The sequence below is a fragment of the Lysinibacillus sp. NPDC094403 genome, assembly GCF_050278745.1.
Taxonomy (GTDB): domain Bacteria; phylum Bacillota; class Bacilli; order Bacillales_A; family Planococcaceae; genus Lysinibacillus.
Genome location: NZ_JBNNTL010000026.1, coordinates 1 through 16,473, shown reverse-complemented (window position 1 = coordinate 16,473; position 16,473 = coordinate 1). Strand labels below are relative to the sequence as shown.

The window sequence follows — 16,473 nt, the reverse complement described above, 5'->3', positions numbered from 1 at the left end:
TAGTGTTGAACCCGACGCGCCCAGTCGGAACGGAAATCAACCCTCGTTTTGCCGAAAAGCCATACTATGACACCATAATTTCATTGACACAATAGTTTTTCAACAACATAAAAAAGATGCTACCTATCTAAGTAGGCAGCATCTTTTTTTACTTTACAATTTCAACCCATTTATAGCTAATGTCAGCTGAAAACGGATGTTCATATAAATTTTTTACATACGGCTTCGTCAAACGACTTATACCTTTTTGGAATGTTGGAGCAAATGCAAAATCATCCATCATAATCTTTTCAGCTTGTTGCATTAATAGCCAACGTTCAGAAACATCAGAAGTTGTTTTAGCTTTTTTAATTAATGCATCAACCTTTTCATTTTTATAGTGAGATTGGTTGTAGTAGGCTGTTGATTCGAATAACTCAATATATGTCATAGGATCTTGATAGTCAGGGCCCCAACCGCCATAGTCTAAATCATAGTCAACAGCCCCTTCTAATGCTAGCTTTTGCTTATTAGGCTGCATGTTGATTGTTAGCTCTAAGCCTTTAAGATTTGTTTCTAATTGGTTTTTAATAAATTCTGCAGCTTTTTTAGACTCTGCACGGTCGTATGTTAAAAACTCTAGTTTTACTTTATCTACCCCCAGCTCCTTTAAACCAGTAGCCCATGCTTCCTTCGCTAATTCAACATTAGTTTTATTCATATCACCATTACCTTCACGGAAATCAACACCTTTTTCATCTGTTGATAATCCAAGTGGTACTAAATAATAAGCTGGAATAGAGCCATCCTGTAAAATCACATCTGCAAAGCCTTGTTTATCCCAAGCCATATCGATTGCTTTACGAATGTTCTTATTTGATAGAATTTTATTTTCATGATTCATTCGAATGAAATACGTATTCGGTTTTAAAAATGTTGAATACTCTGGGCTATCTTTGTATTGAGCAACATACTCACTTGAAAGCTCAGCAGTGTCGATCTCTCCTGCTTCATATAGATTGACAGCTGTTGCTGTATCTTTCACGATTTTTTGTGTAATTTTTGTAAGCTTCACACTGTCTTTATCCCAATATTTTTCATTTTTGACGAACGTCCATCCTTGACCATGCTGCCATGATTCCATTACGAATGGACCATTATAAATCATATTTGCTGCTTCTAACGCATATTGATCGCCTTGTGCTTCTGTAAATTCTTTGTTTAGTGGAAAGAACGGTGCATACGTTGTTAAGCTTAAGAAATATGGAATTGGAGCATTTAGTTGGACTTCCAGTGTGTAGTCGTTTAGCGCTTTAATACCAATTTCATCCACCTTGCCATATAGTGGATCGCCCTCTTTTTGAACACTAGCTGCATTTTTTATATCTAGCATTAAATAAGAATAAATTGCTTGCGTTTTAGGATTGATAGCTCTTTTCCAAGCATATTCAAAGTCATGTGCTGTAACAGGTGTACCATTGCTCCACACAGCATCTTGGCGCAACTTAAATGTATATACAGTACCATCCGCTGAAGCTTCATATGACTCTGCCATTCCTGGCACTGGTGTATTTTCTGGTCCGATACGGTATAACCCCTCAAATACGGAGTTCATTGCTGTAACTGCAAGTGCATCTACACTCCCCAATGAACTCATTGTTGCTAAATCCCCTCCCGCTACTAAATGTAGTTCCTGTCCAACAGCTTTGTCGCCATCAGTAGTAGACTCTTTGTCCGTACTATTGCCACCAGTTGGACTACCAGAAGAATTATCCTCCTTGCCGTAGCAGCCAACTAATACAACTAGCATCAGCCCCAATAACACGACTAACCATTTTGTCTTTTTAGTCATTGTCATATCCCCTTTGATTTTATTGCACGATAAATACCGTACAACAAAAATATATGCAATATTCATGCCTACACCATGTCTCTCTTAAATATGGCACAAATCTTGCAGTATATTTAAAAAGGGGGAGTTATAGCATGTCACTACTAGAACAATTACGTGTAGCATTACGAGCGCAACAATCGGATGTACTCATCATAACGAGTAATCAAAACCGTCGTTATTTAACAGGATTTACAGGCAGTGCAGGTACAGTAGTAATTACACCAACTAAAGCACTTTTACTCGTAGATTTCCGTTACACACAGCAGGCAACAAACCAAAGTAAAGAATTTGATGTTCGTGAAATCGATCGCAGCCGTTTATATGAAACAATCCAAGAAATTTTAGACGCAGAATCTATTCAAACGGTTGCTTTTGAGCAACAACATGTTACTTATGAGGTATATCAATTAATGTCTAGTAAATTAACAGCAACATTAAAGCCGCTATCTAATATTGTGGAAAATTTACGCATGATAAAAACACCAGAAGAAATTGAATTGATTAAGAAAGCAGCGTGGATTTCAGACGAGGCATTTAAATATATTTTGACATTTATTAAACCAGGAGTGTCAGAAATTGATATCGCAAATGAGTTAGAGTTTCATATGCGTAAAAACGGAGCTACTGGAGCTGCATTCGATATAATTATTGCTTCTGGCCATCGTTCTGCACTTCCGCATGGTGTTGCATCTGACAAAATCATTGAAAAAGGCGATATGCTGACACTTGATTTTGGAGCATATTATCAAGGCTATCGTTCAGATATGACGAGAACAATTGCAGTTGGTGAACCACCTGAAGAACTAAAGGAAATTTACCAAATCGTTTATGACTCATTACAAAAAGCTCTATCTAATATGAAGGCTGGTATTACTGGAAAAGAAGCAGACAGCTATTCACGAGATTTCATAAAAGCTAAAGGCTATGGAAAAAATTACGGACATGGCTCGGGGCATGGTCTTGGCTTAGATATTCATGAAAACATTTTTATGTCTACAGTATGTGAAGACATCTTAGAAGAAAATATGGTGCTTACTGTTGAGCCAGGTATTTACATTCCTGAGTTTGGCGGAGTACGTATAGAAGATGATGTCATCGTTACAAAAAACGGTGTTGAAGTTATCACACACTCACCAAAAGAGCTTATAATTTTATAAAGTAATCTTTTAATTTTGATTCAATACTAAAATCTGTTCTTGGTTAAAAATGATTGGTATGAAAGTACACCGAGCGAAGTATGAGCGATGAGGAGGCTCAGGCCACGTCCATGGAAAGCCTTTTCCCGTAGCGATGTGCGATCAATTTCATGGAATACCTCTCATTTTTCACATTATTTATACACGCATGAAAATAATGTTCATATTTTGGACACATCTTAAATATCATTTACTAATAGTTTCTTTTTACTTTAGTTTCTAATGTCAAAAATTTTTGTCACTAACATCATTTTCTATGGATTTAAGTATATTAATTATGCCTCGGCATAATTGCGTCCGGAGGAAGAAGTTAAATAGAGAATCGAGGTTTTAATATGCATCTTTCTATTAAACAAACTCAAGATTTGAATTTAGTTATGACTTTACAACTTCGTCAAGCCATCGAGTTACTACAATATTCTACACAAGAATTAGAACAATATATTCGTGAACAAGAGCTTATTAATCCATTAATAGAATTAAGTGAACCAACATTTCAAGAACGTGCACATTTTTCAAAAGGTGTTAGCCGTCACACAAATATCTTGGAACATGTAACTAAATATGAAAAAAATATTCGTGATGATTTATTTGAGGAAATTAAGCTAACCTTCCATGAAGATAAGGACATTAAACTGCTTAAACATATTATTTATCATTTGGATGACAACGGCTACTATGAACAACCAATTACGCCGACTTTTAAGGACCATGAAATCGAAAAGGGTATTCACTTATTACAAGTAATCGGACCACTTGGTATAGGTGCACGCAATTTGAAAGAATGCCTGCTATTACAAACAATGTATCGTGAAAATAGTCCAGCTCATGCAGAAACAGTAATTTTCTCTTATCTTGACGAACTTGCAAATCAGAAATGGAAGAAAATCGCTAATGAATTAAATATATCACTTTATGAATTGCAAGAAATTTATCAATTCATCCAAACTTTGCAACCTAAACTTAGCTCACTGTTTCATCAGGAAGCTGTACATCATAATACACCTGATATTATTGTTGATAACGTTGATGGCTCTATCACTTTTTCATTAAATGATTATTATTTGCCAAAAATCAATATACATGCGGATTATGCACCATATATTACTGCCAACTCCTCTGAAAAGAGTTATTTTAAAAAATATTTATCAGATTATCAATGGCTAGTTAACAGTATTGAGCAGCGTCGAATTACAATTATCAAAATTATGAAGGCACTTATTAAGAAGCAAAAAGCCTTTTTTATACATGGCTTTGATGCTATAGAGCCTCTTACATTGCGTGAAATTGCTGAACAAATTGAAGTACATGAATCGACAGTTAGCCGGGTCACAACGAATAAGTATGTACAAACGGCTTATGGGACATTTGAACTTCGAGATTTATTCACTTCTAAATTACAAACAGCAAATGGCAACAGCGTTTCACAAGTAAAGGTAAAATCGCTTTTGGTAGACTATATCAAAACTGAAAATAAAAAGAAGCCTTTCTCAGATCAAAAAATTGCCGAGCATTTCAACACCACACTTGGTATTGAAATATCACGTCGTACAATTGCAAAATACCGTGAAGAAATGAACATTCCGTCATCTACAAGACGCAAAATGATTCAATTTTAAAAGGGGCTACTCTCAATTTAGTAGCTCCTTTTCCTATAAATTAAGGCTCACCAACATAACGTTGGGTTGATTTCCGTTCCGACTAAGGGATATCCTAGGGGCGGCCCAGCCTCACTACAATCAACTTATATACAAGGCATCCGTTTTAACAAATGTCATCCCCAACTTTTGATGATGAGCCTATATTAAAGGAATCGGCTTAGTTTTGCTTCATATTTACGAAGACACTTTTAACTTCCGTATAGTTGGACAAGCCATATTCGCCGCCCATTTCACGACCGACACCTGATTGCTTGTAACCTCCAAATGGCATCGTTTCCCATTCTAAACCAAAATCATTAATCCATACTGTTCCTGCTTGTAGCTTACTAGCCATATAATGTGCTTTTTTCACATTTTCAGTCCAAATGCTAGCCGCAAGTCCATACTTACTATCATTTGCGCGGGCAATCACTTCTTCTACTGTGTCAAATGAGAAGATGGACATAACAGGTCCGAAAATTTCTTCACGAGCAATTGTCATATCATCCTTTACATCAGCAAATACAGTTGGTTGCACGAAATAACCTTTGTTAAATTCACGTTCTCCACCTGCCACTAGACGTGCACCTTCTTCTTTTCCTTTTTCAATGAAACCAAGTACTGTATTCAGTTGTTTTTGTGAAACAAGTGGACCCATATCTGTTTCTGGATCTAGCCCAGGTCCTAACTTTAATGCCTTTGCTTTTTCTGCAAGTCGCTCAACAAACTGATCGTATAAGCTGCTATGCACAAATACCCTTGTACATGCACTACAATTTTGTCCGTGATTGTACATCGTCCCAGCGAATGTACCTTCTATTGCTTCTTCTACATCTGCATCTTGTAATACAATCGCTGGAGATTTACCACCAAGCTCCAATGTGACACTTTTCACATCATCCGCCGCTTTTTTCATAACATGAATTCCTGTTTTTGTTGATCCTGTGAATGCCACCTTGGCTACACCTTTATGTGTAACAACAGCTTCACCCGCTTCACCTGTGCCTGGTACGATGTTCACAACACCATCTGGGAAACCAGCTTGTTTCATTAATTGACCTACGTACAATAACGATAATGGCGTTTCCGCTGCCGGTTTAATAACAACCGTACAGCCTACTGCCAATGCCGACCCTAATTTCCATGCAGCCATCGCAAGCGGGAAATTCCACGGAATGATTTGCCCCACAACCCCAACTGGCTCATGGACAATGTAGTTTAAGTAATCCTTTGATACTTGCACCGTTTGTCCTGTAATTTTTGTTGCCCAGCCTGCATAGTAACGGAAATGTTGTACAGTACCGTCCACATCATCAGCTAAAGCTGTTTTGTATGGCTTACCATTATCTAATGATTCGAGCTGTGCTAGTTCTTCCCGATGCTCCTCTAGTAAATCTGCAAATTTATAAATAATACGTGAGCGTTCTGCTGCATCCATGATAGACCATTCATTATCAAATGCTTTTTGTGCAGCTTGCACGGCTATGTTGATATCTTCAGCCTGTGCCTCGCTTACTGTTGCAATGATCTCTTCGTTAGCTGGATTTAGTACCTCAAATGTTTTACCCGATTGAGATTGCACATACTCACCATTAATATATAAACCAACTGTCGATTGTAAAAATTCTGTTACCATCGGTTTCAATGCTAATACTGCCTCCATATTTGACACTCCTTTTCTCATAAAATTTATTTATGTTCAGCAATCAGTACATCTAAATCAGCCATGATTGTTTTTAATTGCGTATCTTCTTCCTCTGTTAATGGGAGACGCGGCAAACGGCAAGGTCCTCCTGCCAATCCTTTTAATTCCATTGCACGTTTTGCAATTTGTACGTATTTACCTGACCCTTCTAAAAATGCGCATAATGGTAATAAACGATCGTAAATAGCCCACGCTTCACCTAGATTCCCATCTTGCACATTGTTATACAATTCCGTTACAAGTTCAGGTACGATGTTTCCTGATACTGAGATCCAACCTACAGCACCTACAAGGAATGATTCAATTGCTAAATCTTCTGAACCACAGAATACTTTAATGTCGTCTTGTCCTTGACGTACAATATCACGCGCTTTGCCGATGCTACCGCTGGATTCTTTAATATGTGTAATGTTTGGTACATCTCGGCCTACTTTTAGTATTGTTTCTATGCCAATATCCACACCAGAAGTGAATGGATTATTGTAAATCATGATTGGGAAGCTTACTGATTCTGCAACTGATTTAAAATGTAAATAGATTTCTTCATCTTTCGGATGTGCATAATAGGAGTTAATGAGCAAAGCTGCATCTGCTCCTGCTTGTTCAGCCTGTTGTGTATACGCGATTGCCTCTGCTGTTGTTTCAGCAGCCGTACCAACAATTAATGTAATACGACCTTTAATTTGATCAACTGCTACTTCTACAGCTTTGATGCGCTCTTCTTTAGATAAACTTACGAATTCGCCTGTACTACCGTTAATGGCAATACCTGTTACGCCTGCTTCTATAAAACTCTCTATATTTTGACGGAAACCTTCCCAATCGATGTCTGTTTGGTTCAACATAGGTGTTACTAATACTGGAAATACACCTTCTAATTTTTTCATACTTTTTTCCTCCTTAGTAAGATAAATTGTTTTTACACAATGACAAATCCTTGTTGTAGCGGATCTTCTCTGTCTACTACAAATTGATGGATTCCTGTGATATATCCTGTTAATGCAAGTTCGTAGCCAACCTCATGTTTGCCTGCTATTTCAATACAGCTGTAAAAAATACTGTTGTTTTTTTGCACAGCTCCATCGCCTAAGACTGCTATTAATGCAAGGGTGCTATCTACACTTGGCGAGCGAAGAATATAGCCATCACGTTCAAATGTTACTGAACGTACTTCGCTACCTATTTTTTCATACACAATGACACCATCAGCAGCACTATATTTTGTACTCGCATTTACTCCCCAAGTACTAATATCTGCTAGTTCATCTAGTACAAGTGCCTTTAATTGCTGGGGCTTTTCTAAAACAATATAACGTCGCTCACCATCTACCACTACGAATTCATCTTCTACAAGTGCTGGCTTCACTATCATATGAACTGACAGTACTGCATCCTTTTTCTCCGAAAGTTGTACATTTACTTCATAAATACCTTTTACTGTTTCAATTGTGTAAATGTCATTCTCTGACACTTCAATTGTTCCGAGCTCTATTAATGCTGTCGTTGTTGCTACGAGCGCCTCATATTTAAAATCTGTAGAAGCAGCGTGCTGAAAAAATAATAATCGGAATGATGCAACGGCTGATGGTAAGATAATACATCCGTTCATACCGCGATGCCCACGTGGTTCATTTAATAGAATTTGTTTTGTATTTTCAAATTGTGTATTTAATGCATTGGCCGCTTCCACAATATTTTCCTGAGAAATTACGATAGGCGATTGCACCACTATACGAAAGGCTTCTCCAACTACCTGTGTATCAATCGTTTGAAAAGATTTATGATAGTTCATATTAATCCTCCTTTAGTGATCCATTGGTGGAATCATCAAATAACCTTCTTTTAACGGGTCCTGTTCATTGTAAAAGAATCGATGCATACCCATTACCCATGCAGATCCTGTTACTTCTGGGATAACAGCCGTTAAATCACCAACAACTACTTCTTCTAGTACTCGTGCTTTAAACAATGTACCTACAATACTTTCGTAAACGAATGGTTCGTTCATAGCCAGCTCATTTTTCGTGTAAAGTGTCGCAATTTTAGCTGAAGTACCTGTGCCACATGGCGAACGATCAATTCCACCTGGCGGTACAACGACTGTATTTTTTAAATCCGCAAATTCATTTACTGGATTCGTATAAAACTCGATATGAGTTAACCCATGTATAAACGAAAACTCAGGATGTACAATCTTTTCCTTGGCATTCACAGCATTACGGAGACGAATACCTGTATTAATAATATTCGTCGCGTTTTCTACTGATAAATCTAAATCTATTTTTCTAGCATCTATAATGCCGTAAAAATTACCTCCATACGCAATTTCACATTCAACAACACCGAATTCAGGGTCTTCAATTTCAACTGTCTTTAATAGAAAAGAAGGTACGTTTTTAAACGTTACTTCCTTGGCCACGCCATCTTCTACTTTAATTTGTACAGCAATTAAACCTGCTGGAGTATCCAATTTAATATGGGTATACGGAGTTTGAATCTCAATTAAATTCGATTCAACAAGGGCTGTACAAACGCCAATTGTGTCATGCCCACACATCGGTAGATAACCACCAGTTTCAATATAAATCACGCCTAAATCAGCTTCTGGATGACAAGGATCCGTAATAATAACACCTGACATGACGCTATGTCCTCGAGGCTCATTCATAAGAAACTTTCGAATCCAGTCGAAGTGCTTTTGCATATAAAGCATTTTGTCAGACATCGTTTTACCTTCAAGCTTCGGCATGCCACTAATGAGCGAACGTGTCGGATTTCCACCTGTATGGGTATCAATTGTTGTAAATAACTTTTGAAATTTCATTTGTGGAACACTCCTTTCTTAAATCTATTTATACTTACTGGCTCAGTAGGAATACATGTATCTTTGTGTTGAAGCAATTCTTGCACAAGCTTTCCTGTGACTGCTGCTAAGCTAATCCCATCTCCTTCATGACCTGCCGCTATGTAGAAGCCTGGTACCTCCTCTACTTCACAAATAATGGGTAAATGATCCTCTGTCCATGGTCTTAGCCCCGCATATGTACGGATAATCGACATATCTGCAATTTTTGGATAGAAACGCACAGCACGTCTAGCAATCATTTTCACGACATCATGATTTACTTTCGTATCAAAGCCAACAAATTGGCGACTACTTCCTATTAAAAAGTTTTGTGCTTCAGTTGGTTCAAATACTAAAGCAACTCCGTATTTTTCAATATCCGCATCCACTATACGCTCTCCGCCAAATTTAGAAATTAAATAACCGAATTCCATTACCTTTCTTAGACCTACTGGTTGCTGACGTGATGCAACAATAATATGACCTTTACGTGGTTTGATAGGTACTTCAACACCAAGCATTTGTCCAACAAACGGCGCCCAAATACCGCAAGCATTAATCACTTTATTGGCTGTCATTATACTTTCATTAGTCTCGATTAAAAACGTGCCATCTGGCTGTTTCTTTATGTTTTTTACTTCAATATGTTTTCGTATTTTTGCACCCATTTTTTCTGCTGAATGGAACATAGAAAATGTCAGCATATACGGATTTACTGTTGAATCTGTTTTACACTCCAAGCCTCCATATAAATCATCTGCGAAGAACTTTGATTCATTTTGCAAGTCTGCTCTATCTAACATTTTAAAATCCAATCCTGCTTCTTGCTGACGAGTTACCCATTGTTGAGCGGCTACCATTTCTAATTCACTTTCACAAACAAGAATACTTCCAGGGTTGCGATATTCAAATTTAATTTCTAACTCTTGATCTAGCTCATGTACTAATTGTTGGCTTACTAATGACATCTGGCTATCAAAGCCTGGATCCTTATCTATGGCTAAAATATTTCCATCGCAGCGAGAAGAAGTTCCACTCGCCAATTCATTTTTTTCTAGTACCGTTACTTCAAGACCAGCCTTTGCACAATAATAAGCAATTGCCCCGCCAATAATACCTCCGCCAACGATCACGATATCATGATGAGATTTCCCCAATATTCTCCCCCCTTTTTTGCAAGTACTTAACATTTTGCAAAAAGCGTGCCAACCTCTCAATTCGAAATTTGTTTGATAAACTATCCACTATGTGTCAAAATTATTTATATTATTCAAAAAAATTGGACAAATGAGTGATGAGGGGGAACTTATTTTGCATTCATACCATTTAATTATGAATAAAGTGTTAAAACGAAATTTCATTTTCATACCAGTAGAGGATGTTGTAACTAAACTTAACGATGACACGACACAGTATTTTGTTATTGAAAATGAAAAGCCTTACGCAGTTAAGAGAGGCAAAAGAAAAAGTGATCTCGAATATATAGCCTGTCAAATTGTGCGCATGGATTGTCCAATCAAAACAGCTCTTGATTATTTGGAGGATTATGATTTTTTACTTATTCGTGACGAAACTAAGCAATATATAGGATATTTATCGAAAGAATCCTTGATATACGATCTCGCTTATGAATTAGAGTGTATAAATGCTTACTTAAACACCATTTTAGAAACGATTAATGAGTCATGTACTGTCATTGATCGTCATCAAAACGTTATTTATTGGACCAAAGGAGCGGAAAGTATTTTTTCAGTATCTGGGGAAAATATTATTGGAAAGCCAATCACGGATTTCTTTAAGGAAGATCAACTTGAAATTTTACATACATTGCAGCATAGAAAATCTGTTTATCAACAACAGCATTTTCCGCGTGAAGACCTTGTTGTAATGATTAACTCCAGTCCTGTTATGTTAAACGATAAAACGATAGGTGCAGTCGTAGCCGAAACAGACATTACCCATGTAAAAAAATTAAACGAAGAACTTCATATTACTTCTGAAAAATTATTGAATTTAGAGAAACAGATGAATACAAATGGCTTAGCCTACGACCCATTTACACTTATTCGTGGTAATAGCCCTACACTAAAAAAGGTGCTTGAACAAGTAAATAAGGTCGCAAAAACCGAGGCAAATATTTTAATCTATGGAGAAAGTGGCGTCGGCAAAGAGCTTTTCGCACGCGCAGTTCACGCGATTCGCGAAAAACCAGATGCACCATTTGTAGCCATCAATTGCGGGGCCATCCCTAGCGGATTATTCGAAAGTGAGATTTTTGGTTATGAAAAAGGAGCTTTTTCTGGAGCGCATCAAAAAGGAAAAAAAGGAAAAGTTGAGCTTGCACGAGGAGGCACACTGTTTCTGGATGAAATTGGAGAAATGCCTTTAGATATGCAGGTAAAGATATTACGATTATTGCAGGAAAAAACATTTTATGCAGTGGGCGGCACGAAGGAAATGGATGTCGATTTTAACTTAGTAGCTGCTACTAATAGGGATCTAAAGCAATTAGTGAAGGAAGGAAAATTCAGAGAAGATTTATATTATCGTTTAAATGTCGTAAATTTCACAGTACCTCCACTTCGAGAACGAGCTTCTGATATTTTGGAGATTAGTAACTACTTTTTATATGAGAAATCCATTAAATACAATCGACCTATTCAAGGAATTCCACCTGAAATTGCGAATATTCTTTTGCAATATCAATGGCCAGGAAATGTTCGTGAACTAGGTAATGTTATTGAACGCCTCGTTGTTTTTTCTGATGAAGGGGCAATTCATATAGAAGATTTACCTGCAGATATTTTAGCAGCCGTTCCAAAAAGTGAAAAACTTGAAGTACGAAAGGATTTTCCACAAGGGACGGAACTAAGCAATCAACTCGAGCATTATGAACGTGAAATTATTTTAGAGCAGCTTGCCTTAGTAAATGGTAATAAAAAAATATGTGCCAAAAATTTAGGCATTACTCGGGCAACATTATACAATCGATTAAAAAAATTAAACATCGATGTCTAATTTTTTAAAATTAATGTAAATAATTTTATACACTCTTTCTTTCGAAATGCGTCAAGCCATTAATGTACGTCCAAAAACGCTTCATGGCACAGTTCTTGCAGTAACTAATATGTAAATAAAATTCCTTAATTAGGGGTGTAGTTATGCAAAATAAATCTATGATTGTATGTCGTTGTGAAGAAGTTAGCTACAATGAACTTGTAGAAGTAGCATCTGAAAATAATTGCTCTGCTCGTGAACTTAAGCTACGAACGCGGGCAGGTATGGGCTATTGTGGTGGTCGTACTTGTCGTACAATGGTCGATCACATCGCACACAAACATAACCCACGCCTAGACAGCGAAATTTCATTAAAATATCAGGCACCAATTCGTCCTGTGCGGTTTGCCGAACTAGGGGAGGTTAAATAATGACTGAACGTATTATGAATCACCCTGTTTTAGGAGTTTTACCTTCAAAAGACAAAGTGTCTTTCATTTTTGATGACCAAGAATATGAGGGATACAAAGGTGAATCCTTAGCAGCTGCTCTACTTGCAAATGGTATTCGCACCTTACGTGCCCATGAAGAAACAGGTCAACCACGTGGCATCTATTGTAATATTGGTCACTGCTTTGAGTGTCGCGTCAATGTCAACGGCTTAGAAGGAGAACGCGCATGTATAACCCCTGTCTCTGATGGCATAATTGTGAAGAGTGGTAAGACACTTCCTACGTCGGTCCGTGACTGGAGGAAAAATAATGGAAAATAAAGTAATTATTATTGGTGCTGGTCCTGCTGGGCTTTCTGCCGCTATTACATTAGCAGAAAAAAATATAGCTGTTCTTGTCATTGATGAATACTTATATGCAGGAGGACGCTTACTTGGACAATTATATGAAGAAAGTCCAGGGAAATGGTGGAATGGCATTGCAGAATCCAAGCGTTTATTTGAACGTGCAAAAGCTCTCAATATCGAACTTTTACTACAAACGAGCGTTTCAGACTTAGAAAAAATTGAGCAAGAGTGGACCGTCCATACAAATAAAGGTGTATTTCGTACAAGGCAGCTTCTGTTAGCTACAGGTGCCGCTGAATCTCCATTCCCAATTCCAGGTTGGACACTTCCTGGCGTAATGTCTGTAGGGGCTGCACAAGTAATGACAAATGTACATCGTGTAAAGCCTGGCAAACGTGGGGTCATTATTGGCGTTAACGTGCTTTCCTCAGCCATCGCGATGGAATTACAAATCGCAGGCGTTCAAGTAGCAGCTATCACATTACCCGCTACCAACTTATTAACAGAGGCTAGTGGAAACCCTCTAGAGGTCATGAATTCATTACTACATGTATCTCATATGGCCCCCTCCCCCCTTGTTAAAATCGGAAGTAAATTTATGAAAAATGAATTTATGAAGAAGTTAGGCATTACCTTCTATCCAAAAAATGGAGTAAAAATGTGGGATATTCCAATTATGTTACGAAAAGCAGTCGTTGAAATAGTTGGCAAAGATCAAGTAGAAGGTGTAGTCATTGCAACAGTAAATACTGATGGCTCCATCGTTCCTGGCAGCGAAAAACGTATTAAAGCAGATTTCGTTTGTATAGCTGGCGGTTTATATCCTTTAGCAGAACTTGCTTCTTTAGCAGGTTGTCCATTCCATTATATTGAACAATTAGGTGGATTTATCCCGTTACATAATGAGCAAATGGAAACTAACTTAGAGGGACTACATGTTGCGGGCAATATTACTGGTATTGAAGGAGCAAAAGTTGCATTAGCACAAGGCAAAGTTGCTGCGCTTACAATCGCCCATAAATTAGACACTGGCACTACAAAGCAAGAAATTCAACGCGCTATTGAAGATGTCGAGACAACAAGAGCAAACGCACATATTCAATTCCATCCAGAAGTTCTAGCAGGTCGCCAACAATTGAAAAAAATTTGGACAGAGTCATTTCTAAAAGTTACCAAATAAAACTGTCAGTATTTTAGACAAAGCAAAAAAAGTGTATAACATTTGAATACTACAAACTGAAGTTAAAAATCCTTTTCTCACACTACAGAGAAAAGGATTTTTATTTATAGGGCTATTATACGCCATAGGAGAGCGCTCCCAGAGTGAAATGTTCAATCAAGTACAGATTTTGCCGAAGAGCATTTTTTATGGCATAAAAAATGCATTAAGAATGATAAGGGATGGAAATTTTGAAGGGGGGTATTTTTCAACTATTATCTTCAATTCATAAATTTAAGCTTGCGTAATCCCTAACGACAGCTATGCAGTAAGACGATATGTGGATTCTTCTTAGTAGGAAATGGAATCATACAATCTTGGGGAAAATGCTCAGAACGCAAGACATTTATGAAAATAAAAAAAGAATTAGTTGTTCAAGGGGGAAATGTTATGGAAGCAATCGTTAATACGTTAGTCGATTACATTTGGGGAAATGCACTCGTTTATTTAGCATTAGGTGTAGGTTTGTATTTTACTGTTCTGACTAGAGCTGTACAATTTCGTTATATTCCAGAGATGATACGATTGTTGCGTGAACGAAAAGAATCAAATGAAGGGATATCATCTTTCCAAGCTTTTTGTATGGCATTATCTGGACGTGTTGGGGTCGGTAATATCGCAGGGGTGGCTACTGCTATTGCGGCGGGTGGACCAGGTGCAGTTTTTTGGATGTGTGTCATGGCGTTCCTTGGAGGTGCAAGCGCTTTCATTGAATCAACACTAGCACAGGTTTATAAAGAAAAAGCAGATAATCAATATCGTGGTGGATCACCGTTTTATATTGAAAAAGGTTTAAAACTTAAAGGTTTCGCTATTTTTGTTGCACTTGTTATTTGTATTTCTTATGGTATTTTAGTACCCGGTATTCAAGCAAATACAATTGCCACTTCATTTAGTACAGCATTTAATATTCCTCCATATATAACGGGTATAGTGATTGTTGCCCTTTTAGGACTAATAATTTTTGGTGGTGTTAAACGTATTGCTCGTGTTGCCGATAAAATTGTGCCTATCATGGCGCTTGCCTACGTTGTTTTAACACTTATTATTTTAGGTGCTCATGCAAGTGAAATTCCTAATATGATTAAATTAATCTTTACAAGCGCATTTGGTACGAACGAAATATTCGGAGGCATAATTGGTACTGCCATCGCTTGGGGCGTAAGACGTTCAGTATTTTCAAATGTTGCTGGAGCTGGTGAAGCAACATTCAGTTCAGCGGCTGCTGAAGTATCCCATCCAGCTAAACAAGGATTAGTACAAGGTTTCTCGATTTACATTGATACTATTATCGTGTGTACAGCAACTGCTCTAATGATTTTAATTACAGGTATGTATAATGTAACACCTCCTGGAGCAACAACGCCTCTAGTTGAAAACATTCCTGGCGTTGTGGCAGGTACTGCTTATACACAAGCGGCAGTCTCTACTGTGTTTAATGATTTTGGTAGTGGTTTCGTGGCTATAGCCATTTTCCTTTTTGCATTTACAACTTTAATGGCCTACTACTATATCGCAGAAACTACCATCGTATATTTAGATAAAAAACTGCAATACCCAGTATTAAAATTAGTTTTAAAATTAGTCTTCTTAATTGTAGTTTATATTGGAAGTGTTCAATCTGTTAGTTTGATGTGGGGTCTTGGAGATATCGGATTCGGCAGTATGAGTTATTTGAACTTTATCGCCATTGTCCTATTAACAAAACCAGCTATAAAAGTTTTGCGTGATTACGACCGTCAAAAGAAGGCTGGGCTCGATCCGATTTTTGATCCGCGAGAAGTAGGCATTGAAAACGCTGATTTCTGGATAGAGTACAGTAACAAACATAAACATAACAAATAGAAAAAAGAGCAACTACAAAAACTATATAATGGTTTGTAGTTGCTCTTTCTTTGTTTAATTGCCAACAGTTTTAATTTCTTGTCGATGGTTAATTACATAATTTGAATAATTGAGTTTAAGTGTCCGTTTACATCCGACCTGAGGGATTGAAGCGACCACGAAGATATAGCACTTTAATCTATGCCTTTGATTATCCACAATTAAAATCTATAGTTTATTTAACAATAAAAAAACAGCCAGCACTTAGCTGACTGTTTCCATTGCCTAGCGACGTCCTACTCTCACAGGGGGAAGCCCCCAACTACCATCGGCGCTAAAGAGCTTAACTTCCGTGTTCGGTATGGGAACGGGTGT

13 protein-coding genes and 1 rRNA gene are annotated in these 16,473 nt (G+C 37.5%); 7 read left to right on the top strand and 7 right to left on the bottom strand.

Features of this window, described 5'->3' with window-relative positions; translation table 11 throughout:
- Window positions 1-148: 148 nt before the first annotated feature.
- Window positions 149-1,831, bottom strand: a complete 1,683-nt coding sequence (locus tag ACQKMV_RS22260; RefSeq protein WP_427506547.1) for a peptide ABC transporter substrate-binding protein — start codon at window positions 1,829-1,831, stop codon at window positions 149-151.
- A gap of 134 nt (window positions 1,832-1,965) precedes the next feature.
- On the opposite strand from ACQKMV_RS22260, the gene ACQKMV_RS22255 reads away from it, so the two are divergent.
- Complete coding sequence (locus tag ACQKMV_RS22255) at window positions 1,966-3,030, top strand: M24 family metallopeptidase (RefSeq protein ID WP_427506545.1); 1,065 nt, start codon at window positions 1,966-1,968, stop codon at window positions 3,028-3,030.
- Window positions 3,031-3,404: 374 nt separating this feature from the next.
- The gene (gene rpoN, locus ACQKMV_RS22250; RefSeq protein ID WP_427506543.1) at window positions 3,405-4,688 is read left to right on the top strand and encodes an RNA polymerase factor sigma-54; all 1,284 of its coding nucleotides are present in this window, start codon (window positions 3,405-3,407) and stop codon (window positions 4,686-4,688) included.
- A 199-nt stretch (window positions 4,689-4,887) separates the two neighbouring features.
- Here rpoN and ACQKMV_RS22245 read toward each other — a convergent pair whose 3' ends face one another.
- The 5 genes from ACQKMV_RS22245 to ACQKMV_RS22225 are packed head-to-tail and all read right to left on the bottom strand — an operon-like array spanning window position 4,888 to window position 10,449.
- The gene (locus ACQKMV_RS22245) at window positions 4,888-6,372 is read right to left on the bottom strand and encodes an aldehyde dehydrogenase family protein (RefSeq protein WP_427506541.1); all 1,485 of its coding nucleotides are present in this window, start codon (window positions 6,370-6,372) and stop codon (window positions 4,888-4,890) included.
- Between the two features lie 26 nt (window positions 6,373-6,398).
- Entirely contained in the window at window positions 6,399-7,301 is a 903-nt protein-coding gene (dapA, locus tag ACQKMV_RS22240) for a 4-hydroxy-tetrahydrodipicolinate synthase (RefSeq protein ID WP_427506540.1), read from the bottom strand.
- Between the two features lie 32 nt (window positions 7,302-7,333).
- On the bottom strand, window positions 7,334-8,206 hold the full coding sequence (locus tag ACQKMV_RS22235; RefSeq protein ID WP_427506538.1) for a proline racemase family protein: 873 nt from the start codon (window positions 8,204-8,206) through the stop codon (window positions 7,334-7,336).
- 12 nt (window positions 8,207-8,218) lie between these two features.
- On the bottom strand, window positions 8,219-9,238 hold the full coding sequence (locus ACQKMV_RS22230) for a proline racemase family protein (protein ID WP_368638091.1): 1,020 nt from the start codon (window positions 9,236-9,238) through the stop codon (window positions 8,219-8,221).
- Window positions 9,235-10,449: an NAD(P)/FAD-dependent oxidoreductase gene (locus ACQKMV_RS22225; protein WP_427506536.1), complete on the bottom strand. Its 1,215-nt coding sequence runs from the start codon at window positions 10,447-10,449 to the stop codon at window positions 9,235-9,237. The genes ACQKMV_RS22230 and ACQKMV_RS22225 overlap by 4 nt, the downstream gene beginning before the upstream one ends.
- A gap of 142 nt (window positions 10,450-10,591) precedes the next feature.
- On the opposite strand from ACQKMV_RS22225, the gene ACQKMV_RS22220 reads away from it, so the two are divergent.
- The 5 genes from ACQKMV_RS22220 to ACQKMV_RS22200 all read left to right on the top strand — a co-directional run bounded on the left by ACQKMV_RS22220 (window position 10,592) and on the right by ACQKMV_RS22200 (window position 16,119).
- The gene (locus ACQKMV_RS22220; protein ID WP_427506577.1) at window positions 10,592-12,277 is read left to right on the top strand and encodes a sigma-54 interaction domain-containing protein; all 1,686 of its coding nucleotides are present in this window, start codon (window positions 10,592-10,594) and stop codon (window positions 12,275-12,277) included.
- A gap of 143 nt (window positions 12,278-12,420) precedes the next feature.
- A complete protein-coding gene (locus ACQKMV_RS22215) occupies window positions 12,421-12,687 on the top strand; it encodes a (2Fe-2S)-binding protein (RefSeq protein ID WP_427506534.1) in 267 nt (88 codons plus the stop codon).
- On the top strand, window positions 12,687-13,028 hold the full coding sequence (locus ACQKMV_RS22210; protein ID WP_427506533.1) for a (2Fe-2S)-binding protein: 342 nt from the start codon (window positions 12,687-12,689) through the stop codon (window positions 13,026-13,028). Before ACQKMV_RS22215 ends, ACQKMV_RS22210 begins: the two co-directional genes overlap by 1 nt.
- Window positions 13,018-14,235, top strand: coding sequence for an NAD(P)/FAD-dependent oxidoreductase (locus ACQKMV_RS22205; protein ID WP_427506531.1), 1,218 nt, complete (start codon window positions 13,018-13,020; stop codon window positions 14,233-14,235). The genes ACQKMV_RS22210 and ACQKMV_RS22205 overlap by 11 nt, the downstream gene beginning before the upstream one ends.
- 429 nt (window positions 14,236-14,664) lie before the next feature.
- Window positions 14,665-16,119 carry an alanine/glycine:cation symporter family protein gene (locus ACQKMV_RS22200; protein ID WP_427506529.1) on the top strand — a complete coding sequence of 485 codons (1,455 nt, stop codon included), beginning with the start codon at window positions 14,665-14,667 and terminating at the stop codon, window positions 16,117-16,119.
- A 262-nt stretch (window positions 16,120-16,381) separates the two neighbouring features.
- On the opposite strand, the gene rrf is transcribed toward ACQKMV_RS22200, so the two are convergent.
- Window positions 16,382-16,473 (bottom strand): 5S ribosomal RNA (gene rrf, locus ACQKMV_RS22195); the annotation flags it as partial.